This window comes from Polyangium sp. 15x6, assembly GCF_029960785.1.
GTDB lineage: Bacteria > Myxococcota_A > Polyangia > Polyangiales > Polyangiaceae > Polyangium.
Window position 1 is genome coordinate 21627 of the sequence record NZ_JASBQE010000023.1, and the last position, 25558, is coordinate 47184.

24 protein-coding genes are annotated in these 25558 nt (G+C 69.4%); 15 read left to right on the forward strand and 9 right to left on the reverse strand.

The window, feature by feature from the left end; genetic code table 11:
- Positions 1-12 precede the first annotated feature (12 nt).
- Together QHF83_RS18790 and QHF83_RS18795 are read left to right on the forward strand one after the other, a co-directional pair.
- Positions 13-972 (forward strand): PEGA domain-containing protein, encoded by a 960-nt coding sequence (locus QHF83_RS18790; protein WP_282419242.1) that lies wholly within the window; start codon positions 13-15, stop codon positions 970-972.
- 86 nt (positions 973-1058) lie between these two features.
- Positions 1059-2648 (forward strand): hypothetical protein, encoded by a 1590-nt coding sequence (locus tag QHF83_RS18795; RefSeq protein WP_282419243.1) that lies wholly within the window; start codon positions 1059-1061, stop codon positions 2646-2648.
- Positions 2649-2681: 33 nt separating this feature from the next.
- Here QHF83_RS18795 and QHF83_RS18800 read toward each other — a convergent pair whose 3' ends face one another.
- The 3 genes from QHF83_RS18800 to QHF83_RS18810 form a co-directional block, all read right to left on the reverse strand.
- Positions 2682-4070, reverse strand: coding sequence for a PGRS family protein (locus QHF83_RS18800; RefSeq protein ID WP_282419244.1), 1389 nt, complete (start codon positions 4068-4070; stop codon positions 2682-2684).
- A 258-nt stretch (positions 4071-4328) separates the two neighbouring features.
- A complete protein-coding gene (locus tag QHF83_RS18805; RefSeq protein WP_282419245.1) occupies positions 4329-5333 on the reverse strand; it encodes a hypothetical protein in 1005 nt (334 codons plus the stop codon).
- A gap of 57 nt (positions 5334-5390) precedes the next feature.
- The gene (locus QHF83_RS18810; protein ID WP_282419246.1) at positions 5391-6872 is read right to left on the reverse strand and encodes a serine/threonine-protein kinase; all 1482 of its coding nucleotides are present in this window, start codon (positions 6870-6872) and stop codon (positions 5391-5393) included.
- A gap of 218 nt (positions 6873-7090) precedes the next feature.
- Here QHF83_RS18810 and QHF83_RS18815 point away from each other — a divergent pair, with 218 nt between their 5' ends.
- The 4 genes from QHF83_RS18815 to QHF83_RS18830 are packed head-to-tail and all read left to right on the forward strand — an operon-like array spanning position 7091 to position 9908.
- Positions 7091-7600 (forward strand): hypothetical protein, encoded by a 510-nt coding sequence (locus QHF83_RS18815; RefSeq protein ID WP_282419247.1) that lies wholly within the window; start codon positions 7091-7093, stop codon positions 7598-7600.
- Between the two features lie 12 nt (positions 7601-7612).
- Positions 7613-7915, forward strand: coding sequence for an antibiotic biosynthesis monooxygenase (locus QHF83_RS18820; RefSeq protein WP_282419248.1), 303 nt, complete (start codon positions 7613-7615; stop codon positions 7913-7915).
- Between the two features lie 16 nt (positions 7916-7931).
- Positions 7932-9116 carry an iron-containing alcohol dehydrogenase gene (locus QHF83_RS18825; protein WP_282419249.1) on the forward strand — a complete coding sequence of 395 codons (1185 nt, stop codon included), beginning with the start codon at positions 7932-7934 and terminating at the stop codon, positions 9114-9116.
- A 45-nt stretch (positions 9117-9161) separates the two neighbouring features.
- The gene (locus QHF83_RS18830) at positions 9162-9908 is read left to right on the forward strand and encodes a hypothetical protein (protein WP_282419250.1); all 747 of its coding nucleotides are present in this window, start codon (positions 9162-9164) and stop codon (positions 9906-9908) included.
- 154 nt (positions 9909-10062) lie between these two features.
- On the opposite strand, the gene QHF83_RS18835 is transcribed toward QHF83_RS18830, so the two are convergent.
- Together QHF83_RS18835 and QHF83_RS18840 are read right to left on the reverse strand one after the other, a co-directional pair.
- On the reverse strand, positions 10063-11109 hold the full coding sequence (locus QHF83_RS18835; protein WP_282419251.1) for an arginase family protein: 1047 nt from the start codon (positions 11107-11109) through the stop codon (positions 10063-10065).
- A 52-nt stretch (positions 11110-11161) separates the two neighbouring features.
- Positions 11162-11716: a hypothetical protein gene (locus QHF83_RS18840; RefSeq protein WP_282419252.1), complete on the reverse strand. Its 555-nt coding sequence runs from the start codon at positions 11714-11716 to the stop codon at positions 11162-11164.
- A 50-nt stretch (positions 11717-11766) separates the two neighbouring features.
- Between QHF83_RS18840 and QHF83_RS18845 the strand changes: the two genes are divergently transcribed.
- On the forward strand, positions 11767-12624 hold the full coding sequence (locus QHF83_RS18845) for an STAS domain-containing protein (RefSeq protein ID WP_282419253.1): 858 nt from the start codon (positions 11767-11769) through the stop codon (positions 12622-12624).
- A 4-nt stretch (positions 12625-12628) separates the two neighbouring features.
- Here QHF83_RS18845 and QHF83_RS18850 read toward each other — a convergent pair whose 3' ends face one another.
- Both QHF83_RS18850 and QHF83_RS18855 read right to left on the reverse strand, forming a co-directional pair.
- Positions 12629-13372, reverse strand: a complete 744-nt coding sequence (locus tag QHF83_RS18850; protein WP_282419254.1) for a 3-oxoacyl-ACP reductase family protein — start codon at positions 13370-13372, stop codon at positions 12629-12631.
- Entirely contained in the window at positions 13369-14979 is a 1611-nt protein-coding gene (locus QHF83_RS18855; protein ID WP_282419255.1) for a radical SAM protein, read from the reverse strand. The genes QHF83_RS18850 and QHF83_RS18855 overlap by 4 nt, the downstream gene beginning before the upstream one ends.
- Positions 14980-15167: 188 nt before the next feature.
- Between QHF83_RS18855 and fabZ the strand changes: the two genes are divergently transcribed.
- From fabZ to QHF83_RS18890, 7 genes are read left to right on the forward strand one after another with little or no spacing between them, the layout of a single operon-like run.
- Complete coding sequence (gene fabZ, locus QHF83_RS18860) at positions 15168-15635, forward strand: 3-hydroxyacyl-ACP dehydratase FabZ (RefSeq protein WP_282419256.1); 468 nt, start codon at positions 15168-15170, stop codon at positions 15633-15635.
- On the forward strand, positions 15632-16837 hold the full coding sequence (locus QHF83_RS18865) for a beta-ketoacyl-[acyl-carrier-protein] synthase family protein (protein WP_282419257.1): 1206 nt from the start codon (positions 15632-15634) through the stop codon (positions 16835-16837). The genes fabZ and QHF83_RS18865 overlap by 4 nt, the downstream gene beginning before the upstream one ends.
- Positions 16828-17943 carry a beta-ketoacyl synthase N-terminal-like domain-containing protein gene (locus QHF83_RS18870; RefSeq protein WP_282419258.1) on the forward strand — a complete coding sequence of 372 codons (1116 nt, stop codon included), beginning with the start codon at positions 16828-16830 and terminating at the stop codon, positions 17941-17943. The genes QHF83_RS18865 and QHF83_RS18870 overlap by 10 nt, the downstream gene beginning before the upstream one ends.
- The gene (locus QHF83_RS18875) at positions 17943-19220 is read left to right on the forward strand and encodes a beta-ketoacyl-[acyl-carrier-protein] synthase family protein (RefSeq protein ID WP_282419259.1); all 1278 of its coding nucleotides are present in this window, start codon (positions 17943-17945) and stop codon (positions 19218-19220) included. The genes QHF83_RS18870 and QHF83_RS18875 overlap by 1 nt, the downstream gene beginning before the upstream one ends.
- Positions 19217-20407, forward strand: coding sequence for a beta-ketoacyl synthase N-terminal-like domain-containing protein (locus tag QHF83_RS18880; protein WP_282419260.1), 1191 nt, complete (start codon positions 19217-19219; stop codon positions 20405-20407). The genes QHF83_RS18875 and QHF83_RS18880 overlap by 4 nt, the downstream gene beginning before the upstream one ends.
- Complete coding sequence (gene fabG, locus QHF83_RS18885; protein WP_282419261.1) at positions 20404-21159, forward strand: 3-oxoacyl-ACP reductase FabG; 756 nt, start codon at positions 20404-20406, stop codon at positions 21157-21159. Before QHF83_RS18880 ends, fabG begins: the two co-directional genes overlap by 4 nt.
- A gap of 29 nt (positions 21160-21188) precedes the next feature.
- A complete protein-coding gene (locus QHF83_RS18890; protein ID WP_282419262.1) occupies positions 21189-21821 on the forward strand; it encodes a nitroreductase family protein in 633 nt (210 codons plus the stop codon).
- Positions 21822-21837: 16 nt separating this feature from the next.
- Here QHF83_RS18890 and QHF83_RS18895 read toward each other — a convergent pair whose 3' ends face one another.
- Together QHF83_RS18895 and QHF83_RS18900 are read right to left on the reverse strand one after the other, a co-directional pair.
- Positions 21838-22686 (reverse strand): response regulator, encoded by an 849-nt coding sequence (locus QHF83_RS18895; RefSeq protein ID WP_282419263.1) that lies wholly within the window; start codon positions 22684-22686, stop codon positions 21838-21840.
- 57 nt (positions 22687-22743) lie between these two features.
- Positions 22744-23112 (reverse strand): hypothetical protein, encoded by a 369-nt coding sequence (locus tag QHF83_RS18900; protein ID WP_282419264.1) that lies wholly within the window; start codon positions 23110-23112, stop codon positions 22744-22746.
- Between the two features lie 297 nt (positions 23113-23409).
- Between QHF83_RS18900 and QHF83_RS18905 the strand changes: the two genes are divergently transcribed.
- Positions 23410-25557 (forward strand): ATP-binding protein, encoded by a 2148-nt coding sequence (locus QHF83_RS18905; protein WP_282419265.1) that lies wholly within the window; start codon positions 23410-23412, stop codon positions 25555-25557.
- Position 25558: the final 1 nt, after the last annotated feature.

Genomic DNA, 25558 nt, shown 5'->3' on the forward strand with positions numbered 1-25558 from the left:
GGAGGGATGAGCATGCGAACCAAGGCACTGCTTTCGACGATGAGCTTCGCCCTCCTGGTCGCGGGCGCTTCGCCTGCGTACGCGGACGACGCGGCGCGGGCGGCGGAGCTGTTCGAGACGGGCAACAAGCTGTTCGACGAGCAGAAGTGGGCCGAGGCGGAGGCGTCGTACCAGGCCGCGTGGGATCTGCGAAAGAGCTTCGATCTCGCGGGAAATCTGGGCGATGTGGAGATGACGCTGGGCCAGCACCGCGATGCGGCGGAGCATCTGTCGTACGCGCTGGAGGAGTTCCCGGCGGGCGGGAAGCCCGAGGTGCGCGAGGCGCTGCAGAAGCGGCTGGAAGAGGCGAAGAAGCACGTCGGCACGGTGACGATCGGCACGAACATCGGTGGCGCGAAGATCTATGTCGACGGCCGGTTCGTGGGGCAGGCGCCGCTGGCGAAGGCAGTGTTCGTGGACCCGGGGAAGCGGGTGATCGAGGCGAAGCTGCCGGGGCACGATGACGTGCTGAAGACGGTCGATGTGGAGAAGGCGCAGAGCCAGGAGGTGAGTCTGGTGCTGGCGCCGAAGATTGGGGGGACGCCGGGGGGGAAGAGCGTGGCGCTCATTGCGGTGGGGGCCGGGCTCGGGGTGATTGGGATCGGGACGGGGATTGGGCTGATCGTGGCAGGCGAGAGCGAGCTGACCGCTGCGCGCGCGCTTCGCGATTCGATCCCCGAGGCGGTCTGCAATACCGCGCATCCGCAACACGGCATGTACACGGCCCAGTGCAGCGAGCTCAAGAACAAACTCGGCAAGACGGATACCCTTCACAACGTCGGCGTGGGTGTGGCCATCGCCGGCGGGGTGATCGCAGCCGGAACCGTGGTTTACGCGCTGTGGCCCAAGAAGAAGTCCCCGACGACGGGGCTCGACGTGCTTCCGATCGTGGCACCCACGTTCGCAGGTTTGTCGGCGTCCGGGCGCTTCTGAGGAGACCGTCCGAGTCTCGTTCGTCGATCCCGGTTCATCGAGATCGACGCATTTCCTTGGCTTCCAGCAAGTGAGGAGACATGCCGATGCGCACCCTACACAAGTCCCTTGCGTATCTCGGAATTCTGGTATGTGCCGCGATAGGGCAGCTCGCGGCATGTGCTTCGTATTCCAGCGATTGTAGCGAGAATGGCATTTGCCTGCCAAACGGCAACAAATATCTCGGCGGTGGAGAGGTCTCGCCCGAGTGCAAAGCGCTCCCGAGCGAAGACAGCTCGGTCATCAAGGACGAGTGCGGCATCTTCGTGAGCTCATCCGCTGCGGATGGCGGAGATGGAACGAAAGCCAAGCCATTCAAGTCGCTTCAAGCGGGGCTCGATGCTGCCGCGAAGTCGAAGTTCCGCGTGTATGCCTGCGCCGAGACGTATACCGAAGAGGCTAAGGCGAGCATCGTGTCGGTGTTCGGTGGGTTCGATTGTGCGAACGGCTGGACCTATGTGGTCGATCCGGCAAAACGCGCCACGATCGCGCCAACGGATGGGATCCCGTTGCGCGTGACCGGGGGTGCCTCGCTCCAGGTGCAGGACGTGATTGCGCAGGCACCGAGCTACGATCAGCCCGCGGCGACGGGTGAAGAGGCGAAGTCTTCGATCGCGGCGATCGTCGACGGCTCGACCGTCGAATTCGCCCGTTGCGATATCCTCGGCGGCAGAGCGCAGGATGGCGCTCCCCCCAGTCCTCCGCCAGACAGCACGGATCTGAAGGGTCTTGCTGGTAACCCCGGCAAGGACGCTTGCATGGCAGGAGCGGCCAATGCCGGAGGCGCAGAGCAGACTAAAACGTGCGACGAGGACGGCGTGATGGTCACGAGCGTCGGGGGCAAAGGCGGCAATGGTGGATCCGTCGAGCTCTCTCCGTTCAAAGCGCTGGCTGGTGCTCCCGGCGCTTCCGGATCGCCGGATCTCGGCGCGGGCCAGGGTGGGCAGGGGGAACCGGAGAGCGGTGTTGGATGGAGTTGCTCGGACGGCGGCAACGGGAAGGATGGCTTGGCGGGCAGCGACGGCACCGGCCCCGCGGAGGTTGCAATCAGCAACCCCGTGAACGCCTCCGGTTATGCCCCTGCGGACGGTAAGCCAGGCAACTGGGGGAGCCGCGGTCAGGGCGGCGGCGGGGGAGGCGGCGCGAGAGGCGGGCAGAACATCTGCGGCGCTGAGCGACCTGGCGCGAGCGGCGGCAGCGGCGGTACCGGTGGATGCGGGGGTAAAGGCGGCGAGGGCGGCAAGGGCGGCGGCGCGAGCGTCGCGCTGATCAGCGCGGACGCAACCGTGGCGCTAACCGATTGTAAACTCGAGGCGGGGCAAGGCGGCAATGGTGGCCCGGGCGGGCAGAGCCAATCCGGCGGAAACGGGGGCTTCGGGGGTAAAGGGGGTGAGGGAGCCAATGGCTCGAAGAACGCATGTTCCGGTGGTATCGGTGGCAATGGCGGGAGGGGTGGTCCCGGCGGTGGCGGCGCGGGCGGCCCTTCGATTGCCATTGCCCACAGCGGCAAAGCGCCCGAGAAGCGCGACGGCACCACGGTCCTTCCAGGTACCCCGGGGGAGGGTGGACTAGACGGCAGTGGCGGCATCATGAGCGCCGGAGCCGAGGGGACAACGGGAGACATCGTGAGCTTCTGACCGGACGAGGCGCCACGCGGTCCCGAGGTCACGTCAGAACACGATGGCTTCCTCGGCGGTGCCGTCCGGCCCAGCGATGACGCTCATGCCCTCGCCGCCTGCGCCGCCGAGGCTTGTCTCACCCAGGGTGTACTGCGTCGTCCCGCGCTTCGTGGGCGTCGTGCCGACGACCGCAATCACGATCGATGGCCCTCCCGCGCCGCCCCCGCCGGGGCCGCCCTTCCCACCGCTTCCACCGGGACCACCTTGGCAAGAGACCTTGGAGTTCCCGGCCTTCTGACCCGCGGCACCGCGAAGACCTCCCCCGCCTCCCGCTTGACCATCGCCACCCTTGCCCCCGTCGCCACCGCGTCCTGCAACGAGCTCGGAATCATTCAACGAGACCTGGGCATTGAGGCTCAGCAGCGCAATGCTCGCTCCACCGCTCCCGCCGGCCCCTCCGCCTTTCCCCCCACATCCGCCGCTGCCACCGCTGCCGCCGCTGGCGCCTGCGCCCGACATCCCGATGGCGCAGATGTTCGTCCCGCCGCGCGCCCCTCCACCACCTCCGCCGCCCTGGCCGATGCCGCCGGTTTTTCCTGCAGTCGCCAGAGCCGGTGTGTAGCCATCCGTGCCAATGGTTCCAACCGCCTCGGCGCTCGTGCCAGCTCCACCCTCCGCCCCATCGGCTCCGCTCATACCGCCGGTGCAAGCGAGCAACCCGTCCTTCGATTCACCAGTGCCGCCAGCTCCGCCTGCCGGACCACCATTCGCGCCATTACCAGCAGCCGCCGGGGTGGGAGGCGGTGATTCGATGGGTCCACCCAACCCGCCGGCCCCGCCCGTGGTGGCGATGCCGTCGCACATGAGTGTGACCTCTGCTCCGCCCAGATTGCCCGCAATGACGTCCCCAGAGCAGGCCTTGACCCCAGGAGTTCCATCCTTGCCGTTGAGGTTGTCATCGATGCCGAGGCTCTCGCCGGGCGCGCCATCTCCACCGCGGCCTGCCGTGAGAATACATCGCTCGACATTGACCGTTGCCGTCGCCATGATGGCCGCAATGGCTGACCCACCGGGGAGCGTCGCATTCGCCGCGACGATATCGAGATCCTCGAGCGTGGACGTGCCATCCCCCGAGACTCGAACCGAGGCTTGCAGGTCATCGGCGGTGCCGGGGGCGTCTGGATTGATGCGGCTCTTCGTGGCCCCGCCGTATGTCCACGTGCCACCCGCACAATCGATGCCCCCGAAGACGGAGATACCCGCGGGAATGTCCAGTCGTTCCTTGTAATCCCCGTCTGCGCACACATAGACGCGCGCTGTTCTCTTGGTTGCCTCCTTGACGGCCTCGTCAATCGTCTTGAAGGGGTTTGCGCTGCGGCCCGCGGGTCCGCTGCCGGCCACGGTTTTGCTCACGAAAATGCCGCATTCATCGCGGAGCACGATCGCATCTTTGCTTGGCGAAGCCACGCATCCTGGCGGAGGCTCCACTACGCCGCCGTAGGGGTTCCCATCCTCCAGGCACTGATTGTTCAACGAACAATCTTTCGGGTCGACCCCACAACCCACGACCTGCCCGAACCCAGTCGCGGCCAGGAGACCCAGAAACGCCAGGGTCGTGTGAACATTGCGCATCACAATCTCTCCTATGCGTGTAGCCAGGGTAAGCGCCTGGAACGAGAAAGCGTCCCACGTCAGCGCTCAGAATTGTCCAATCGCAGAAATCCCCGCGTACGTCGGCGCGACCGTCGGCAGTACCTGGAGACCCATGGTCGCCGACTTCTTCGATGGCATCAGAGTATAGACGAGCGTGCCGACGCCGATCACGCCCCCCGCTACGAGCGCACCGAGCCCCACGTTGTGCAGGGTTTGCGATCGCTCCAACGCACCGCGCAACTCGCCGCATGCGCCGGAGAACTCGGCGTTGCGCGGATGAAGGGGGCTACATGCCCCGTCGGGCATTCCGTTGTCCTGCGCATCCGCGTCGCTCACCAAACCGCTTGCCGCCACGAGAAGCCCAATTCCCACCCCTACCCCCACCACCCCCAGCGCCGCCCCCACCCCAACTACCACCCCACTCTTCCCCGCCCCCTCCTCCCTCACCGCCTCCCCCCGCTTCACCGTCACCTCCTCCCCCAACGCTGGCACCTTCACCCTCGTCACCGCCCCCTCCCCTGCCACCACCTTCCCCGCCCACCCCTTCTTCCCCGGCGCCGCCGCCTCCACCCGCTGCTCCCCTGGATCCACCGGCACCGCCGCTCCCCACACCGCCTCCTCCACCCGCTTCCCGTTCCGCCGCACCTCTAGCCCCGCAACCCTCGCCTCCGGCGCCACCTCCACCACCAGCTTTGCCAGCTTCGGCTCCAGCTCCCCCGCCCGCCGCGCCGCCTCCTCCATCCGCCGCTCGTCCTTCCCTGCCCGCGCCGTCGACTCCGCCTCCCGGAACGTCGCCCATGCGCTCGCCGTCTCCCCGTTCGTCTCGTAGCAATCCCCAAGCGCCAGCAGCCTCCCTGGCCGCGGATCCAGCTTCTGACTCGCCGCGAACTTTGGACACGCCTCCCCCGCGCGCCCTCCCTTCAGCAGCTCCCGCCCCTCCTGGAACAACGCATCTGCCGCAGCGCGATCCTCCGCGGGCCCTGCGTCCGCGCGCCCCCCGCCCAGACAAACCAGAGCCACGACTCCCAGCGCAGACACCTTCACGCGCATGCAATGACCTCGGCGGAGCACCTTACCAAGGCAAACCCCACCCGTCAGCATGCGCCGTCAAGGTGCGTACAAATCCTCGTTCCCCTTCGGCGGCCGAGGACGCACCGCCCCCGTGCTCGTCGCCGTCGCCTTCCCCGTTGCAGATGGTTTGACCACCGACGATCCGCGCACCGACGGCACGCTTGCCGCCGCCGCCGCTGCCGACGGCGCCGGAGCCACACTCGAAGCCGCCGCGCTCGTCGTCCCAACCGCGCGCGCGCTCGCCTCCGCCGACGCCGCATCCTCCACTGGCGCGACGATCACCGGCCCCGCCGCCTTCGCCGACGCCTCCCCCCGCACCTTCGCCGACTCCTCCCCCACCGCCCCGCTCGTCCCACCCGCGCCCGCGCCCGCACCCGAGAACAACACCACCCCGACCCCGAGCACTCCCCCCACGATCGCCAACACCACCCCGATCACCACGAGCCGCATCGGACTCGCGCCCTTCGTGCGTGAAGCCGACCCCGCGCCCGGCGCGACCACCACCGCGAGCTTCTCCGTCGCTGCCGTCCCCGACGTCGCCGACGTCATCGCTCGTGCCGCGGTGTGCTCTGCGAACGTCGGGCTCGCCTCGGGCATCGATCCCATCCGCGCGCCTTTCCCGCGCACCACCCGCCCGACCCGCTCCACGTACACCCGCGCATGCGCCGGCGCGTACGGCGCGAGCGCCGCTGCCAGCTCCCCAACGTCGCGGAACCTCTCCTCCCGATTCCGCGCCAAGCACCGCAGGATCACCGCCTCGAACCCCGCCGGCGCGTCCGCTCGGTACTGCCGCAGCGGCGTCGGTTGCCCCGCGATCACCAGCGCGCACACCGCCTGGATCGTCTCCGCGTGGAACGGCGTCCTCCCCGCGACGAGCTGGTACAGGATGATCCCGAGCGCCCACACGTCGCTCCGCGCGTCCACGCTCTTCGGCGTGTTCATCTGCTCCGGCGACATGTAGAGCGGCGAGCCGAGCATCTGCGACTCGTGCGTCAGCGCCACGTCGGAGCCCATGAGCTTCGAGATCCCGAAGTCCAGCACCTTCACGCACGCCGCTCCGCTCACGTCTTGCGTCAGGAACAGATTCGCCGGCTTGAGATCCCGGTGCACGATCCCCGCCGCGTGCGCCTCGCCGATCGCCTCGCACGCTTGCAGCACGAGATCCACCGCCTCCTCGAACGGCAGTTGCCTCCGCGCCTTCAGCGTCGCGGCGAGGTCTTGCCCGTCGAGGTACTCCATCACGATGTACGGCGCGTCGTTCTCATCTGCGCCGACGTCGAGCACCCGCGCGACGTGGTGGCTCTTCAGGAGCACCGCGGCGCGCGCCTCGCGCAAGAACCGCTCGCGTTGCTCCGGGCTCACGACGCGACCCGTGAGGAGCGACTTCACCGCGACGAGCTGCCCGAGATCCACGTGCCTCGCGGCCACCACGACGCCCATCGCGCCCGAGCCGAGCACGCGCTCCACGCGATACTTCCGCGCCAGGAGATCGCCGGGCTTGACGGGCATCTGGCTCATGAACCGCCATCTCAGCCGACTCGTACGGCAAGTCAAGAACGTGGCATCGCGCCTGTTCGTCGTCGCGAACGCCGGCCGTCCTCGCCTCGGTTTGTCTCCACCCAACACGGGCTCCCCCCGCGCCCCGGACGTCCCCCGCCTGACCCGTGTCCTCCCTCACGCACGAGCCTCGCGGTTCCTCATGGACTTTGCTCCCGTGTTGTCCGAAAATCGCAGTCGTGAGCAATCCACAAAGACCCCCGGATCGTGGCCCTCGCCGGAGCGATCCGGGCGTCGATGATCCGCGCACGGGACCGGACAGCCAGCCGCCTACGTCCACATCGTTCTCGGGCGTGATCGCGCGCGGCTTCGACACCGTGCCCATCTCCGTGCGGGGGGAGAGGGTCCAACCGCCGAGCGTGCCGTCGAGCCGCCTTCCGCCTTCGTCGGGCACCGTGCCGACCAGCGGGCCTTCTTCTTCGGGCACCCCTGCATCGGGCCAACCGAGCTCGGGCGTCCGTCGCACCAAGGGCGGCATCTACCAGGCCGTGCGCCTCCTCGATCAGAAGCATGGCTCGTTCTTCATCTCGCGGCTGATCCTCGTGACCGGCGTCAACCTCCGCAGCTTCGACTCTTCGAGCGTGGACGATCCCGTCGTCGCCGAGAAGCTCATCAAGGCGCTCCGCCCCCTGCTCTCTCCCGCGGAGCTCGACGGCCTCATGCCGCTTCTCGTCGCGCCGCAACGCTGAAGGGAGCTCGTCATGTACGTCGTTTGCGTCAAGGTCTCCGTGCTCGCCGACCACGTCGATGCCTTCGCGGAAGCGACGCTCGACAACGCCCGCGGCACCCGCGCCGAGCCGGGCAACGTCCGCTTCGACGTCCTCCGGGCCGCGGACGATCCCACGCGGTTTTTCCTGTACGAGGTCTACCAGACCGAGGCCGATTTCAAGGCGCACCAGCAGACCGCGCATTACCTCCGCTGGAAAGAGCTCGTCGCGCCGATGATGGCCGCCCCCCGCGCCGGCGAAAAATACGTCTCCGTGTTCCCCGAGCCCTGGGCCTAGAGCACCGCGTGATCCCGTGAAGTTCTCGTTCCGCACGGCGCCCGAGATCCACTTCGGCGCGGGCACCCTCGGCGAAGCGCCGGCCGCCGTCGCCCGCCTCGGCAAGCGTTGCCTCCTCGTCTCCGGCAAGAGCTCGCTCGAACGCTCCGGCAAGCTCGCCGCGATCGAGGAGGGGCTCCGCGCGCGGGGCGTATCGACGGCGCGATTCTGCGTCGATGGCGAGCCCGACCTCGCGGTCGCGGACGAGGGCGCCCGCGTCGCCCGCGAAGGTGGCCACGACGTCGTCCTCGCGATCGGCGGCGGCAGCGTGATCGACGCCGCGAAGGCGGCGGCCGCGCTCGCGACGAACGAGGGTTCGGCGATCGATTACGTCGAAGCCGTGGGCGCGGGCCGCACGATCGAGAAGACGCCATTGCCGCTCGTCGCCGTCCCCACGACCGCGGGCAGCGGCTCGGAGGTCACGAAAAACAGCGTCCTTCGTGTCCCCGATCTCCGCGTCAAGCGCAGCATTCGCAGCGATCTCATGGTCCCGCGCGTCGCGCTCGTGGACCCTTCCCTCATCGCCACGGCGCCGAAGAGCGTCGCGGCTTCCTCCGGGCTCGACGCGCTCACGCACCTCGTCGAGGCGTATCTCTCGAAGGGCGCGCAGCCGATGACCGACGTCCTCGTCGTCCCCGGCATCACGCTCGCTTATCGCGCGCTCGTCGCGCTCGCCGAGGATCGCACCACGGACGAATCCCACGAGGCCATGGCGCTCGCGGCGCTCTGGGGCGGCATTGCGCTCGCCAATGCGGGCCTCGGCGCCGTGCACGGCCTCGTCGCGCCGCTCGGCGGCCTCTCTGGCGTCCCGCACGGCGCCGGCTGCGGTTGCCTCTTGCCCGCCACCTTCGCCACGAACGTCGCCGCCTTGCGCGCCCGCGCGCCCGAACACCCGGCGCTCGCCCGCGCCCACGAGGTCGCCGACCTCCTCTTGCCCCCCGACGCGCCCGATCGCAGCCCCGAGCGCGCCGCCGACGCGTTTCGAGGTTTACGCGACAAACTCGGCGTCCCGCCGCTCCGATCGTACGGGGTTTCCGAGACGGACCTCGCGTCGATCATCGCGGGCTCGCGGGCGGGCAGCATGCGTTCGAATCCGATCGAGCTCACGGACGCCGAGCTCGAAGCCATCCTCGCGCGCTCGCTCGGCCCGCCGCTCGCCTGATCATCGGGCTTCACGGCTGCCACCGGTCTTTGGTAGGGTTCGGCCATGCGACATTCGATGGCCCTGATCCTGCTCGTCCTCGCTGGTTGTGGCTCGAGCGCCCCGAAGGCCGAGGAGCCGAAGACCGAGACCAACGCGGAGGCTGGCACGGACACGAAGACCGAAGCTGCCGAGGCGCCCAAGGCCGAGGAAGAACCGAAGGGGATCCCCGAGGCCTGCGCGGGCGACGACAAGGCCGCGTGTGTCATGCCGAAGGGCTTCGTCAAGCGCCTCTGCAACGGCGTCTACCCGGAGCTCGCGCTTTATCTCTTCCAGAAGGGCACGCCGTGGCGCCGCGCGTACGTCTCCGCGAAGGAGGTCGCGCCGTTCAACGGCCTCGGCGGACCGAGCGCGGAGGAGAAGCTCACGCTCGACGAGGAGCTGCTCGTGCTCAACCAGATGAAGGCGGACACGGGCGGCATGCAGGTGAGCGGCGCGTCGGGCAGCGTCGATGTGCTCCGCTGGGACGGCACCTGCGCGACCCTGTCGACCGAGGAGGTCCGCTTCCAGGCCCCGTCGAAGCCCAAGCACGCCATCATTCCGTGGCGCATCCTCGAGGACGCGACCCAGGAGGCGCTCAAGAAAAACGAAGCGCTCGCGAACGTGGCCACGGAGCGCAAGAAGGAATGCAAGGGCGCGACGATGGGCGCAGTCTCCGCGAAATGCGAGAAGGCCGATAAAGCGCTGAACGATCTCGTCGTGGACGCCGTGCGCGCCGGCACGACCGTGCCCAAGCCCGCGAAGGTCCCCTGAGAGGGTGGTGCTGCCACAGCGTAACGCCGGGGTTTCACCCCGGACCCGACCAGGGGCTCTTCGCCCCTGGACCCGAACCAGGGCACAGCCCTGGACCTCGGGTGCATCGACCGCGGTGCGGTCGATGCAACGATTCGCGTAGGAGCTTATCGATTCAGCGCAGCTTTGCCTTGCCCTGGCTGGCGAGCGTGAATCCGATCAGTTTGTAGAGCAGCCGCGCCCCCACGTTCGCGTCCCACTCGTCGCCGTCCGGCCCCGGGGCGACCTCGTTCAGATCGAACCCCACGATCGTTCGTCCGGACCGCACCACCTCGCCGATCACGTACACCGCCTCGTGAAAATCGAGCCCGCCGGGCACGGGCGTGCCCGTGTGCGGGCAATAACGCGGATCGAGCCCGTCGACGTCGAACGAGACCCACACCTCCCGCGGCAGCGCATCCACGATCTCCCGCGCCACGGCGGCAAACGTCTCGCCCCCGAGCTTGCGCCGCGCGAGATCGCGATCGAAAAACACCCGCGCGCGCTCGCCCTGCGAGGCGACGTAGTCCATTTCCTCCTCGCACACGTCGCGAATCCCGACCTGCACGAGTTTTCCGACGCCCGCCGCGCGCGTGAGCACGTTGTACATGATCGAGGCGTGCGAGAACGTAAACCCCTCGTAGGCGCGGCGCGTGTCCGAATGCGCGTCGAAATGGAGCACGCCGAGCCCCGGACGCCGCCGCGCGAGCACCTCGATCGCGCCGAGCGGCACCGCGTGATCGCCGCCCACGATTCCCACGATCTTCCCCTTCGCCACGAGCCGCTCCGTCTCGGCCTCGACGCGCGCATTGAGCTTCCCGCCGAGCTCGTTCACCCGCGCGAGCGCCGCGCGCAGTTCGTCCGTCTCGACGACGCCGCCTACGTCGATGATCTTCTGCGCGAGCGCCCTCCCCTCCTCGTTCCACCGGACGATCTCTTCGGCCTCGTCCTGCATGAAAATGCCGGGCGCATAAGGTTTTTCCACGTCGAGATCGTAGAGATCCACCTGCCGGCTCGCCGCGAGGATCGCCGCGGGGCCGCCCGACGTGCCGCCGCCGTACGAGGTCGTCACTTCCCACGGGACGGGCACGAGCACGACGGCCGCGTCGTCCTCCGTGAAAGGCAATCCATAAATGCCGGAGTCGGCGGCCGCGGGCGCGTTGGGATCGAACGGAACGGTCATGACGGCAGCCTCTAGCACGAGCGAGCTTGCTCCGGGAGCCGCCTCGACGGCGCTACCCGCCTTCGGCGGCGCCCTCGTCCTCTGGCCGCCGGAGCCGCTCGACGAGCGCCGCATTGAGATCCTGCACGGTCCACTCCTTCGGCAGCCAGGAGCCCGGGATCCAGTACACGTTGTCCTGAACCTGCACGACGATCGACTTCGGCCGCCCCGGCGGCTGCAGCCCGACGGAAACGATGTCGCGCACCGGCACCGTGATCACCCGCATGCTCATCGGACGTCCCACGGGGAGCGACAACGACTTGGCGCTGAGGACGAGCTCGAAGGTCTCGATCTGCAGGAAGCGAACGATGCCGAGCAGGGCCATCACGCTCATGCCCACGGAGAGCACGCCCAGCACCGCGTAAAACGCGTCCGCCCCGTCGGGGTCGAAGTGGAGGATGCCGTTCAGGATGAGGCCGCGATCGTTGACGCTCGAACGATGGAAGAAAAACGCAGCGCAGGCCCCGAACAGGACGAAGCCGGGGACGAGCTGCCCGTAGGGCTTGCGCAGAGGAATCTGGATCTTTGGCTCGCTTCGTTTCTTGCGCTTCGTCTTCTCGGGTCCCACCGCGCGTTTTTCCTCTCTTTACACGCCCTCGGCCACGCTACGATGCCGCCGTGGGCAACGGCGTTGCACTCGACCCTTTGCGCTTGGAAGCCCTCGAGCGGGAGCTCGCCGAGGCGCAAGCCACGATAACACGCCTCGAAGGTGATGCATGGCGCATTCGCCACATGCTCGAGGTCACCCAGGAGACGCTCACCGTCTTCGAGAACGGCCTCGTGATCGACACGAGCCCGCAGTTCGAGGTGATGTTCCGGGGCAAGCGCGAGGAGGCGATTGGCAAGCACGCGTTCGAGTTCGTCGCGCCCGAGTCGCGGGAGCTCGTCGCCGAGTACCAGCGCCGCGGCGTCACCGAGCCCTACGAGGCCACGCTCCTGCGGATGGACGGCACCACGTTCGTCGCGCGCATCCGCGGGCAGAACTTCGAACGCGACGGGCGCACGATCCGGGTCTCGACGTTCGCCGACGCGACCGCGGAGAAGCTCGCCGCGGAGGTGATCCGCACCGCCGCCGTGGTCGAGGAGACGGTGCAATTGCAGACCGAGCTCCTCGCGCGCCTCTCGAACCCGCTCTTGCCCATCGCCGAGGGCACGCTCCTGCTCCCGCTCATCGGCGCCGTCGACGAGGACCGCGGGAGCGGAGTGCTCGACACGCTCACGCAGGGCATCGTGGCGCACGACGCGCGTTTCGTGATCCTCGACGTCACGGGCGTCGAGGCGATGGACGCGCACGTCGCGAGTGTTCTCGTCACGAGCGCGCGCGCGGCGGCGCTCCTCGGCGCGCGCGTCCTGCTCACGGGCATCCGCGCGGACGTGGCGCGCGCGCTCGTCACGCTCGGCCACGATCTCGGCGACCTCGTCACGTTCGCCACGCTGAAGCAAGGCGTCGCGCACGCGCTGCGCGCGCGGCGTTGATCGATCACACCGCGCCGTCCACCAGAATGGTCGCTCCATTCACGTACGACGCGCGATCCGACACCAGGAACGCCGCCATCTCGGCGACCTCCTGGAACGTGCCGAGCCGCCCGAGCGCCGTGTGCCGGAGGTACTCGTCGAGCCGACCTTTCGGCAGATTCACGCTGACCCCGCCCTCGAGCACCCCGGGCGCGAGGTTGTTCACGGTGATCCCGTACCGCCCGATCTCCTTGGCGAGCGCCTCGGTAAAACCCTTGATGGCCGCCTTTGCCGTGCAGTAATGCACCGGCGCTTGCATCATCTTCACCCCGGCGAGCGAGCCGATGTTGAGGATGCGCCCGCGCCGGAGCTTGACCATGCCCCGAAGGACGGCCTGCGTGGCGAGGAACGTGCCTTTCACGTTCGTATCCATCACGCGGTCCCAATCGTCTTCGTCCATCAACGCGAGCGGAACCACGTCGGACACGCCCGCGTTGTTCACGAGCACGGAAACGGTCCCCACCGCGGACTCCATTTCCTTCACGGCTGCGGCGAGGCCCTGCTTGTCGAGCACGCTCGTTCGAAAGGAAAAACCCCGCACCCCGTGGGCCTCGATCTCGGCGAGCGTCTCCTTCGCCTCGACCTCCGATTTCGTCCAGTTGAACCCGACGTGCGCCCCTTCGCGGGCGAGCGTCACGGCGATCGCCCGCCCGAGGCCCTTGGAGCCGCCCGTCACCAGGGCGATGTGCCCTTCGCAAAGCTTCGTCATGTACTCACGATGGAAAGACGTGTCGTCCCGTTTTCCTTCACCCAGGGCTTCTTGCCCCAGGACGGCGTCACCGTCCCCGGCCCCTTCGCGGCGCCGCGGTGGAACATGTTGAAGCCACACGCCGGCATGATCCGCCCGTCCGTCTGCGGATAATGATGGCAGCATTTGCGCAGGCGCTCGAGATCGAAATCGTGCCGATCCATGTAATGGTGCAGGAAGATCGATTTCGCCTGCTGCTCGCCGACGAGCAGGCTCTCCTTCTGCGTCATCGGCCGATCCGGGAACATCACCTTCAGCGTGCGCTTGAGCGCCGCGAGGATCTCCGGCCCCCGCTCGATCTCGTCCTGCCGCGCGTACACGTCGTAGAGCACGTCCTGCAGCGTCTGCTCCATCTCCGGCGTCGCGGGGAGCGTCGCGCTCGAACGGAGGAGCGAACCGTGCTTCGTGAAATCGACGAACCGCGAGAACGGCAGGAACGTCCCGTCCTCGAGGCGGAGCAGGTAGGTGAGCGACACGCATTGCGGGTGCGAGCACGGCAGCGGGAAGAAATCCTCCACCTTGAGCTTGCCGCCCGTCTGCTCGTCGACGCGCCGCACGACGCCCGGGATCGTCAGCCGATCCATCGGATCGTGACCGAAGAGACCGCCTCCGTGGCCCGTGTAGGCGGCGGGCTGGAAGTTCAGCGAGAGGAAATGGTCCTCCGAGAGGAAGAGCTCGACGACCTTTCCGATCTGATCGTCGTTCACCCCGCGCGTCGCCACGAAGATGATCTGCGTCGGGATCTGGAGCTCGCGCAGCGCCGCGAGCGCGGCTTCCTTCTCCTTCACGAGGTCGCGGCCGCGGATCTTCTCGTGTGTATCGGCGGTGAAGCCGTCGAGCTGCAGGCCCACGTACGCGCCGCTCTCCTTGATCGCCTTCGCGAAGGCGCGGTCCTTGCCGAGCCGGATGCCGTTCGTGATCACCACGACGCGGCCGATCTCGGGGCGGCTCGCGATGCGCACGAGGTCGAGGATCTGCGGGTGGCTCGTGGGTTCGCCGCCGGAGAGCGCCACGGACTCGCACTGCCCCTCGTTCACCACGAGGGTGTCGATCATGCGCGTAAAAGTGTCGAGATCGATGTGGTTCGAGTACTGGTTGTCGACGATGCAGATCGGGCACTCGAGGTTGCAGTGGTCGGTGACCTCGATGATCGGCAGGCAGGTGTGCTGCTCGTGATCATTGCAGGTCCCACAATCCGTGGGGCAACCGTGCTCGACCTTCGTGGCGAACTTCAAAGGCTCGGTGCCGGCGCGCGCGAACGCATAGGCGCGCACGTAATATTTCGCGTCCTCTGAAACGAGCGCCTCCGAGGGACCACACGACGCGCAGTTTTTCTTGAAATACACGCGGCCTTCGCGGATCACGACCTTCGCGGGCAAGAGCGTCAGGCAACCCGGACACGTGGACGTCGTCTCCTTGAACTCGACCTCCCCCTCGAACCCCTCGGGGACCTCGCCGCGCGCGAGAAAACGGTCGACATAATCTTTTGCAGTGCCGGGAAGAATTTCCTCCGAAGGGCCACACGTGGGGCAAAGCAGCAGCCGCACGGGGTTTTCGCCGCGCAGCACGACGCGTCCTTCATGCGTTTCGCGGCACGTCGGACACGCCGCACGCTCGTGGTGGAAAAACGTATGCGGACGGTCCTGTCGTGTCGGCGTGATACAGCTAACGCAATCCATGACGCTCCCCTCGTGAGCACGTATCTTCCACTCTGTGTGCCTTGGACGTCAATTCGAACTGCTATCCTCGGCCGCACGTGCGTTACCTGCTCCTCGATCGGATCACGCGGCTCGAACCGCCGCGCCTCGCGACGGGTGTCAAGTGTGTGTCGCTCTCGGACGACACCTTCGCGGACCACTTTCCTGGCCACCCGGTGATGCCCGGCGCGCTCGTGATCGAGGCGCTCGCGCAGCTCGGCGGCGTGCTCCTCGAAGCAAGCCGGCGCGCCGAGGGACACGAGGACGTACACGCGCTGCTCACGATGATCGATCACGCCCGCTTCCGGCGCATCGTCAGGCCCGGGGACAAACTCGAGCTCGAAGCGGAGGCGATCCTCGCGCGTGAAGAAGGCGGGCAGGTGAAAGGCAAGGCGCGGGTCGACGGCGAGGTCGTGGCGACGGCCGAGCTCGGCTTCGCGTTCGCGCGCGTGACGAACCCCAAGGTGCTCGCGCGGCGGCGCGAGGTGCTCGACGTATGGCTGACGGGAGCAGCGGAGGAGCCTTGAAAAGGCGCGTTTTCGTGCGCGGTCGCGGCGCGATCACCCCGCTCGGCGAGACCTGGCCCGCGTCGAGGGACGCGCTCGCCGAAGGCCGATCCGCGGTCGGCCCCGTCAAACATTTTGACGTCGAAGGATATCCCTCGCAGGTCGCGGCGAGTGTCCCCTTCCCCCTCGAAGAAGCCGAGGATCGCCGCCTCGCGCTCGCGCGGCGCGCCGCGGACGAGGCGTGGAGCGAGGCCCAGCAGAGGGCCGAGCCGGAGCGGATCGGCGTGTTCGTCGGCGCCGAGAGCGGCCGAGCCACGTACGGGACGATCTTCGCGCTCTCACGCGCGGCGGGCGGCGGCGCGCGCTTCGATCACGCGCGCTTCGGCGAGGAGGCGCGGGGCCTCGCGACGTCCGTGCACGCGGCCGCGGTCTCGCCTGCTGCGATCGCGTCGGCGCTCGCGGCGCGGATCGGCGCCGAGGGACCGGTGGAGACGATCTCGCTCGCCTGCGCGTCGGGCGCGGCCGCGATCGTCTCGGCGACGCAGGCGATCCGGCTCGGACTTTGCGACGTCGCGCTCGCGGGCGGCGTGGGCGCGGACGTCGATCCGTTCATGCTCGTAGGATTCGGGCTGCTCGGGGCGCTCAGCGCGCGTGGTGTCTCGTGCCCGTTCGACGTGCGGCGCGACGGGTTCGTCGTGGGCGAGGGCGCGGCGTTCGTGGTGCTCTCGTCGTCTCCCGGCGACGAACCGCGCTCGGAGATCCGAGGGGCGGCGCGCACGCTCGACGCGCACCACCTCACGGCGCCCGATCCGACGGGCGACGGGGCCGAGCGGGCCATGCGCGGCGCGATCGAGGACGCGGGCCGCGTGAAGATCGGCTACGTGCAGGCGCACGGCACGAGCACGCAGCTCAACGACGCCGTCGAGGCCGCGGCGATCCGGCGGGTCCTCGCCGACGCGCTCTCCGACGTGCACGTCGGCGCGGTGAAAGGCGCGGTCGGGCACTGGATCGCGGGCGCGGGCGCGATGGGCTTCCTGTGCGCGCTCGAAGCGGTCGAGGAAGGCCTCTGTCTGCCGACCGCGGGCCTCACCGAGCCCGATCCCGCGTGCATGTTGCCGCACGTCGTGGGCGCGGCCTTGCGAAAACCCGTAGAAGCAGCGCTCGTCAACGCCTTCGCGTTCGGCGGAGCGAACGCGAGCCTCGTGGTGAGCCGATGCGCCTAGACGGAAAAGGCCTTCCCATCGTCGCCCTCTCGACCCTGACGACGGCGGGCCTCGCGGGCCGCGGCCTCGGCCGTCGCGTGCTCGAGAGCAGCCTCCCTCTGCCGTCCGAGATCGCCGCGCCCGCGCCGTCGCGGCCCGAGGATGTCCGGCAAAGAAAGCTCATGTCCCGCGCCGCGTGGTTCTCCGCGCTCGTCATGCGCGGCGCGCTCGACGAGGCGCGGTGGGACGAAGGGCGCGCCGAGATCGGCGCATTCTTCGGCGTCGGCGCCTCGGGCGCGGAGATGGACGAGGTCGCCCGGCTCGTCGCGGCGAGCATGGAGGACGGCCGGTTCTCGCTCGCGCGGTGCGGCCGCGAGGGGCTCGACGCGTGCAACCCCCTGTTCGCGTTCCAGATCATGAACAACTTCACCCTCTGCCACGGAGCGATCCTCGAGGGCCTCGCCGGCCCGAACGCCGCGTTTTTCTCGCGCGGCACGGGCACGGTGACGGCGCTCGAAGAGGCGTGCGCCGCGATCACGTCGGGCGCGTGCGAGCGCGCGCTCGTCGGCGGCGCGGACACGGCCCTGCACCCGGTCACGATGGCCGAGCTCGAACGCGAAGGCTTCTTGCGGCAAGGGCTCACGCCGGCCGAAGGCGCGGCGGCGCTCGCGCTCGCTGCCGGGGCCGAAGCGCCGATCGGTTACGTGGAGGCCGTGCGGGTGTTCACGGTCGATCGCCCCCGCGGCGCGCTCGTGCCCCGCACGGGCGTGCTGCGCGACACGGCCGTGCCTGCCGCGTTCGACGCGCTCGAGGACCAGCCTTGCGACGTCGTCGTGCTCGCGCCCTGGGGCACGCCCGCGCGCGAGGCGCTCATGGATCTGCCCGAGGTGCTCGAAGCGGAGCACGCGGTCGACGCCTCGCTCTCCCTCGGCGAATCCCTCGCCGCGACGCCGGCGCTCGCCTGGGCGCTCGCGCTCGATCTGCTCGCGCACCTCGACAAACCCCGCGCGCTCGTCCTCTCGGCGGGCCCGGACGGGGATCTCGGGGCCGTCGTGCTCGGGCGGGGGGTTTGGGGGCGTAGCTCGGCTCGTCCGAGCGTAGCCCCCATCGACGAGGAGGGCGCGTGATGGGCGCGCGTCGCGCGGTGATCACGGGCGTCGGCGCGGTCAGCGCGTTCGGCGTCGGGTACGAGGCGCTCGCGAACGGGCTCGCCGCGGGCCGCAGCGCGGTCGGCCCGATCCGCAGCTTCGACGCGCGCACCTTCCCCACGCGTGTCGCGGGCGAGGTGCCGATCGAGAAGACGGACGCGCTCTTCCTGGAAAAACACCGCGGCGTCCTGCTGCACGTCGGCGAGGCCGGGACGTGGGAAGAATCGGGCCTGCTCCGCGACCGCAAGGTGTGCTTCGGCCTCGTCGCGGCGGCGGAGGCATGGCGCCATGCGCGATGCGGGACGGCCGAGCGCAAGGCCGCGCTCTCCGTCGGCCTCGGGCTCGAACAGGCGTTCCTGGAGGACCTCGCGGAGCAGATCGACGGGGATGAGATCCGCGTCGGCGCAGGCAATCTTTCGGGTGGCGAGGGCGTTCGGTTCCGCTCGCGTGTCGACATCACGGCCGAGAAGATCCGCGCTGTCGTGGGCATCTCGGGACGCGTCGCCGTGCACGCCTCGGCATGCGCGGCGGGCGGCATGGCCGTCGCGCACGCGGCCTCGTTGATCGAGCGGGGCGCGGTGGACGTCGTGCTCTGCGGCGCGGCGGACTCGATGGTCAACCCGCTCGGCATCGGCGGCATGTCGCGCCTCGGCGCCCCCTCTCCGCGCGCCGAGGCCTCGGCATGCCGGCCGTTCGATCGACGGCGCGACGGGCTCGTCGTCGGCGAGGGCGCGGCGATGTTCGTGGTCGAGGAGGAATCCCGGGCGCGCGCGCGCGGCGCGGAGCCGCTCGCGGTCATCGCCGGCTTCGCGACCACGCAGGATGCCTACCGCGCGACGGCGCCCCGCCCCGATGGATCCCGCGCGCTCGCGGCCATGGAACGCGCTGTTCGTCGCGCCAACCTCACGCCCGCGGACATCGGGTACGTCAATGCCCACGGCACGGGGACGCCGCTCAACGATCCGGCCGAGGCGAAGGCGATCCGCGCGCTCTTCGGCGACGTGCCCACGTCGAGCATCAAGGGCGCCGTCGGCCACCTGATGGCCGCCGCCGGCGCGATTGAGCTCGCCGCGTGCCTGCTCGCGTTCACGCGGGATCTGCTCCCCGGGACGGCACATTTCGAGGAGCCGGATCCGGAGTGCCCGATCCACGTGATCGGCCCGAGGCCCCTCGCCAAACGCGTGGATCATGTGCTCTCGAACTCGTTCGGGTTTGGCGGGCAAAACGTCAGCGTGGTCCTCGGGAGACCGGGATGACGCATGCGGGCCGGATGGCCGTGACGGGGTTTGCCCTGCGCACCCCGCTCGGCGACGACCCCGCGGCCGTGCTCCGGAAGCTCCTCGCCGGCGAGCGCGCGGCGGCCCCGAATGCCCATTTCGACGCGAGCACCTACGCCTGCCGCCTCGCCGCCACGATCCCGGGCGCGCCCCGGCCGACGAAGCACCGCAAATTCGTCAAGCGGATGGGGCTCTTCGGCATGGAGGTCGGGGCCGAGGCCCTCGCCCGCTCGGGCGCCCCGGCGACAGGCGCTCGGCTCGGGCTTTTTTGCGGTTATGGAGGCCTGCGCGCGCACTGGGACGATCTGATGCCCGTGCTCGAACGGCAGGCGGGCGACGAGCGCGCGACGGGCGCATGGGCGCAGGGTTTTTCCTTGCTACACCCGTTCTGGATGTTGTTTCACCTGTCGAACAACGCGCACGCGCTCCTGTCGATCGACGTCGGCGGCAAGGGCGACGGCACGACCACGGCGGGCTCGAATGCGGGGGCGCAGGCGCTCTCGGCGGCCATCGTCGCCCTCGCCATGGAGCGCGTCGATGCGGCGCTCGTGTTCGCGTACGATTCACTCGTCGAGCCGGAGACGATCCTCTCGCTCGGCATGTCCGGCGCCGCGACGCAGGCCAACACGCCCGCGGCGATCGTGGCCCCGTACGACGAGCGCGCGGCGGGGATCGTGCCCGGCGAGGCCGCCGCGGCACTGGTGCTGGAGCGGCCCGAAGATGCGGGAAAGCGAGCGATTTCGTTCGTCTCGGCCGCGGCGACGGCCGATGGCGCCGTGGACTTTCCCTCGCCGCGCGCGATCGCCTCCCTCGCGGCCAATCTCTCCGCGGGTGACACGATCGTCGACGGCGCCGCGCTCGCCTCGCCCGCGCGCGACGCGGCCGAACGCGCGGCCCTCGCCGACGTGCTCGGCCCCTCGGCCACGCTCCTCGCCTTGACGGCTTCCACGGGCCAGCTCGGCGGCGCGACGGCGGTGGTGCAGGCGATCCTGCTCGCCGAGGCGCTCCGCACGGGCGCGCTGCCGCCCATCGCGGGCCTCGATCGTCCCGCCGAAGGCCCGCTCCGCCCGCTCCTGCGCGCCGAGGAGACACGCGCTCGCTCGGCCCTGGCCCTCTCGGCCGGCATGCCGGGGCTCGCCGGCGCCCTGCGCGTGGAGGTTCCATGAACGAAACCAAGGAGCGATCCCGCGTCGCGCTCGTCACGGGCGCCTCGCGCGGCATCGGACGCGCCATTGCGGAGGCGCTCGGCCGGCGCGGATATGCCGTCGCCGTCGATTATCGCAACGGCGAGGAAGCGGCGCAAAAGACCGTGGCCGCCGTGGAGGCGCTCGGGGCGCGGGCCGTCGCTCTCCGCGCCGACGTCTCGCGCCCCGCGGAGGTCGCGTCCCTCTTCGAGCAGGCCGAGAGCACGCTCGGGCCGCTCGACGCGCTCGTCTGCAATGCCGGCGTCACCCGCGACGGCCTCCTCGGCGCGAGCACCGAAGACGATTACGATCACGTCTGGGGCACGAACGCCGCCGGCGTGGTGCATTGCTGCCGCGAGGCCGCGCGGCGCTTCATCTCCCGACGGCGCGGCGTGATCGTCAACGTCTCCAGCGTGGCCGCGCAGCGCCCGGGCCGCGGGCAATCGCTTTATGCCGCCTCGAAGGGCGCCGTCGAGTCGTTCACCCGCGCGCTCGCGGTCGAGCTCGCGCCGCGCGGCGTGCGCGTGAACGCCGTGGCGCCTGGGCTCGTCGAGACCGACATGACGGCCGAGCTCCGGGCCCTCGCGCCGGAGGAGCTCGCGAAACGCATCCTGCTCAAGCGCGTCGGCCGCCCCGAGGAAATCGCGGCGGTCGTCGCTTTCCTCGTCTCGGACGAGGCGAGCTACGTGACGGGACAGATATGGAACGTGGACGGCGGATTCAAGCTGGAATGAGCGGCCCCGGCGGGATCGGAGGCCCGGGGATGCTGGCGTGGCTGGAAACGAGGCGATCGCGCCGCGCGTTCGAGGACACGCCCGTGCCGAAGGAGGTGCTCGCCCGGCTCGTGCAAGCCGCGATCACGGCGCCCTCGAACACGAACCGGCAGCCATGGCGGTTCACGGTCGTCACGGCCCCGGACAAACGGAAGCAAATCGCCGCGGCCGTGCGGGCGCGGGCCGAGGAGATCAAGGAAATCATCCACCGCGGGCACCACGCCGAGGATTTCGCCAATTACGGCGATTTTTTCCACGAGCCGCTGGAGAGCGCCGCGGCCATCGTGGTGCCGCAATGGCGCGATTACCCCGACCTCATCGCCGATCTCATCACCTCGGGCGGCGGGGATCCTTCGGAGTACCACACGGCCCGCAGCATGCAGGCCGAGCTCTGCTCGACGAGCGCGGCCGTGATGGCGATGCTCCTCCAGGCGCACGCCGAGGGCCTCGGCGCCTGCTGGATGGCGGGCCCGATGATCGCGAAGCCAGAAATCGAGGCGCTGCTCGGCATCCGGGAACCGTTCCGGATGGTGGGCGCCGTGGCGATCGGATACCCCGTGGGCGACGCGCCGCCGCCCGGGCGAAAGCCGATCGATCGCGTCGTGCAATGGGTGGACGATTGACAGCCTGCTGACGGCCTCAGGCCTCGGCGCGTCGGCTTTTCACGTCGACGACCGTCAATGCGACCCGCTCGACGCGGCCCTCCACGCACACCGGATGGAAGCTCGCGAGCGCGCGGTGGTGCGCTTGCCAGGCCACATCCACGTCGAGAAGCGGCTCGCCCGTGGCGAAGACCTTCCGGACGTGCTCGGCGAGGGCCATCGCGTTTGGTCCCTCCGGGAGAATCTCGGCCAGCGGGAGGCCGAGGTGCGCCTCGGCGGGCGCGCAGTTCATCGCCCGGGCGAGCGCCGCGTTGATGCGCTCGCAGCGCAGGTCCGCGTCGACGATGGCGAGGCCGATCGGCGACCGCCCGACCACCGCTTCGAGCACCGCGGCCGTCCTCGCGGCCTCCGCCAGGGCGCGTTTTTCGCGGGCGACGAGCTCGGCCCGCTCCCGCTCGAATTGCATGGCCTCGCGCATGCGCGTGACCTCGCCGCGGCGCCAGAGGTCGGCCAGCGCCGACACTTTTGCCCGCAGAACGTCGGGGCTGAACGGCTTGGGGATGTAATCGACCGCGCCGTGGGCATACCCCTTGGCTTGATAGGCGTCGTCGCGATGAATCGCCGAGATGAAGATGATCGGCACTTCCTTCGTGCGCTCGCGCCGGCGGATCAGCGCTGCGACCTCGAATCCATCCATGTCCGGCATCTGCACGTCGAGCACGATGGCCGCGAACTCCTCGCGCAAGAGGTGCGTCAGCGCCTCTTTGCCCGAGCTCGCCCGCACGAGATGCAACCCGAGGGGCTCCAGCACGGCCTCCAGGGCGAGCAGGTTCGAGGGATGGTCATCGACGAGCAAGATGCTGGGGACGAGGGAGTGCGGTGTCATTGGGGCTCGGTTCCTTGCTCATGAACGACCTTCGGCGAATGCTTTCGAGGCGGCTCATCACAAAGCATTGTTGTTCGCGCCCCTGTTTTCGAGGGCGGCCAGCTCGAGGAGCACGAGCACGATCTTGTCGTCGGCGCCCGCGACGCAAGGAACGAACCCGAGGGGCCTGTCCAGGGTGCGGAGCACCCGAGCGACGCGGGCAGGATGGTCGTCCCCCCGCGCGGCGGCCATATCGACGAGCACCTTGGCGGCGCGCTCCGTCGACTCGACGGAGCATTCGATGCTCCCCTCCGGTCCATCCTCTTTGGACAATACCAGCACCACGGGATCGGGAACGCGCGTATTGCGAAAGGCTTGCGCGAGCGGGCCGGTCAGCGACGCCTCGATGACGCGCATGAGGCCACTCGTGAGAGACCCGTCGCCCACGGGAAGCACCTTCATTCCGGGGCTGAAGATAAAACATGGACACACGCCGAATCCATGCGGACCGTGCCCCAGTCACGTGTCGGGATTTTCCCGCGGTCCTTCGGAGATTGGATGAACATCCCCGCAAAATCGGCCTTTGTCGCGGACGCAACACCGAGACACCGGGATTGGCATACTAGTCTCCGCGACAATCGCGCCCTCGCCCAACATTTTTTCGAATCGGTTACCATTCGAATTCTCAAACGTTTTACACTCGGCGCCGCGACGACGTTCCACCCCGTGTGCCGACCCTGACCCATGAGCCAGGAAATCTGCCCGCCGTCCTCACCATCCGCTGTCCCCTGTGTTCTCCTGGTCGATGACCACCCCGCGAACCTGCTCGCCCTGGAGGTGGTGCTCGAGCCCCTCGGCCTGCATTTGATGCGCGCGAGCTCGGGCAGAGACGCGCTCCGGCAACTGCTCAGCAACGAGTTCGCGGTCATCGTGCTCGACGTCAACATGCCGGACATGGACGGGTTCGAGACGGCCGCCCTCGTGCGAAGGCTCGAGCGCACGCGGGAGATCCCGATCATCTTCATCTCCGCGTTTCACCGCGACGACGCCTATCAAGCCAAGGGGTATGCCCACGGCGCCGTGGACTACCTGCCCAAGCCCTTCAATCCCGACATCCTGCGCGCGAAGGTCGCGGCCTTCGCCGAGCTCTGGCGCCGCGCCGAGAACCTCCGCGTCCGCGAAGCCATGCTCTTCGAACGGGAGCGGGCGGAGCTCGTCGCCCGCGAAAAACGCGCCCAGGCCGAGGCCGCGAACAGCGCCGCCGTCCTCGACGCCGTCGTCGCGGGCGCGCCCATCGGGATTGCCATCTTCGACGTGCACCTCCGCTGCGAGCGCATCAACGCCGCGCTCGCCGAGATGCACGGCGTGCCCGCCGAAGGCCAGGTCGGGCGCACGCTGGCCGAGACGCTGCCCGAGGGGTCCGAGACGACCGCCACGATCGAGCGCCTCGAGCGGGTCTTCACCACGGGCGAGCCGCTCCTCAACCTGGAGGTCGCCCGCCCCGTCCCCGGGGGCTCGGGGCATCAGTACTCGCTCACGAGCTACTTTCCCGTGCGCGTGGAGGGCCGCGTCGGGCGCGTGGCCATGACCGTCGTCGACGTGACGGCCCTGCGCGCAGCCGAGGCGCGCGCCGCCACGAGGCGCCAGAACCTGCACCGGCTGATGAGCGTGGCCGCGGCCCTGTCGGAGGCGCACACGAGCCAGCAGGTCGCGGAGATCGCGGTCGCCCAGGGTCGCGCGATCCTCGGCGCGAAGCGGGCCGTTCTGGGCGTGTTGACGGAGGACGGGGCAGAGCTCGCGATCTTGCAATCGGTCGGGTTCGAGGAGGCGGAGCTCTCTCCGTGGCCCTACGTGCCGCTCACCCACCCGCTCCCCATGACGGACGCTGTCCGGGAGCAGCGCCCGCTCTTCTTCGAGACGGCGGCCGCGGCGGCCGACCGATATCCCCCGATCGCCTCTTCACGGTCGCCCGGCCACGAGGCCCTGGCGGCCGTGCCCCTCCTGTTCGAAGAACGCGGGCTCGGGGTCCTGGTCCTCTCCTTCGACGAGCGCCGATCCTTCAGCGAGGCGGACCGGGCGCTGCTCACGACGCTCGCGCGCCTCTGCGCGCAGGCCATGGAACGCGCGCGCCTCTACGACGCCGAGGCCCGGGCGCGCGCCGAGGCGGAGACCGCCAATCGCGCGAAAGACGAGTTTCTCGCCCTCCTCAGCCACGAGCTGCGCAGCCCCCTCAATGCCTCGCTCGGCTGGACCACGATGCTCCGCGACAACATCCTGCCCGCCGAGAAGCGCGAGCGCGCGCTCGCCACGGTGGAGCGGAACATCCGCGCGCAGGTCGCGCTCATCGAGGACCTGCTCGACGTCTCGCGTATCGTCGCGGGCAAACTGCAGCTCAACAGCGTCCAGTCGCTCGAGCTCGCGGGCATCGTCGAATCGGCGATCGACGCCGTCCGCCCGGCGGCGGAGGCGAAATCGATCAGCGTCGAGGGCCTCGTCGAAACGCAGGACCGCGTCCACGGCGACCCGGGCCGACTGCTCCAGATCGTGACGAACCTGCTCGGCAACGCGATCAAGTTCACGCCGAAGGGAGGCTCGGTGCGCCTGCACCTCCGCCGCGTGGACGGGTCGATCGAGCTCTCCGTCACCGACAATGGGCAGGGCATCTCGCCGGCCTTCCTGCCGCACGTCTTCGACAAATTCAGGCAGGCCGACAGCGGAATGACCCGCACGCACGGCGGGCTCGGCCTGGGCCTCGCGATCGTCAAGCACCTCGTCGAGCTGCACGGCGGCACGATCACGGCGCACAGCGAGGGCAGCGGCAAGGGGGCCGTCTTCGTCATGCGCGTGCCGATCGCGGAGGTGACCGCGCGGCCGACGACACGGCCCCGCTGAT

What these genes read in the sequence shown, in the direction of transcription:
- QHF83_RS18890 (WP_282419262.1), top strand. Translation starts at nt 21,189, where the DNA reads ATGCTGGCGTGGCTGGAAACGAGGCGATCGCGCCGCGCGTTCGAGGAC.
- QHF83_RS18835 (WP_282419251.1), bottom strand. Translation starts at nt 11,109, where the DNA reads ATGACCGTTCCGTTCGATCCCAACGCGCCCGCGGCCGCCGACTCCGGC.
- QHF83_RS18820 (WP_282419248.1), top strand. Translation starts at nt 7,613, where the DNA reads ATGTACGTCGTTTGCGTCAAGGTCTCCGTGCTCGCCGACCACGTCGAT.
- QHF83_RS18905 (WP_282419265.1), top strand. Translation starts at nt 23,410, where the DNA reads ATGAGCCAGGAAATCTGCCCGCCGTCCTCACCATCCGCTGTCCCCTGT.
- QHF83_RS18790 (WP_282419242.1), top strand. Translation starts at nt 13, where the DNA reads ATGCGAACCAAGGCACTGCTTTCGACGATGAGCTTCGCCCTCCTGGTC.
- fabG (WP_282419261.1), top strand. Translation starts at nt 20,404, where the DNA reads ATGAACGAAACCAAGGAGCGATCCCGCGTCGCGCTCGTCACGGGCGCC.
- QHF83_RS18880 (WP_282419260.1), top strand. Translation starts at nt 19,217, where the DNA reads ATGACGCATGCGGGCCGGATGGCCGTGACGGGGTTTGCCCTGCGCACC.
- QHF83_RS18895 (WP_282419263.1), bottom strand. Translation starts at nt 22,686, where the DNA reads ATGACACCGCACTCCCTCGTCCCCAGCATCTTGCTCGTCGATGACCAT.
- QHF83_RS18810 (WP_282419246.1), bottom strand. Translation starts at nt 6,872, where the DNA reads ATGAGCCAGATGCCCGTCAAGCCCGGCGATCTCCTGGCGCGGAAGTAT.
- QHF83_RS18795 (WP_282419243.1), top strand. Translation starts at nt 1,059, where the DNA reads ATGCGCACCCTACACAAGTCCCTTGCGTATCTCGGAATTCTGGTATGT.
- QHF83_RS18850 (WP_282419254.1), bottom strand. Translation starts at nt 13,372, where the DNA reads ATGACGAAGCTTTGCGAAGGGCACATCGCCCTGGTGACGGGCGGCTCC.
- QHF83_RS18875 (WP_282419259.1), top strand. Translation starts at nt 17,943, where the DNA reads ATGGGCGCGCGTCGCGCGGTGATCACGGGCGTCGGCGCGGTCAGCGCG.
- QHF83_RS18805 (WP_282419245.1), bottom strand. Translation starts at nt 5,333, where the DNA reads ATGCGCGTGAAGGTGTCTGCGCTGGGAGTCGTGGCTCTGGTTTGTCTG.
- QHF83_RS18870 (WP_282419258.1), top strand. Translation starts at nt 16,828, where the DNA reads ATGCGCCTAGACGGAAAAGGCCTTCCCATCGTCGCCCTCTCGACCCTG.
- QHF83_RS18830 (WP_282419250.1), top strand. Translation starts at nt 9,162, where the DNA reads ATGCGACATTCGATGGCCCTGATCCTGCTCGTCCTCGCTGGTTGTGGC.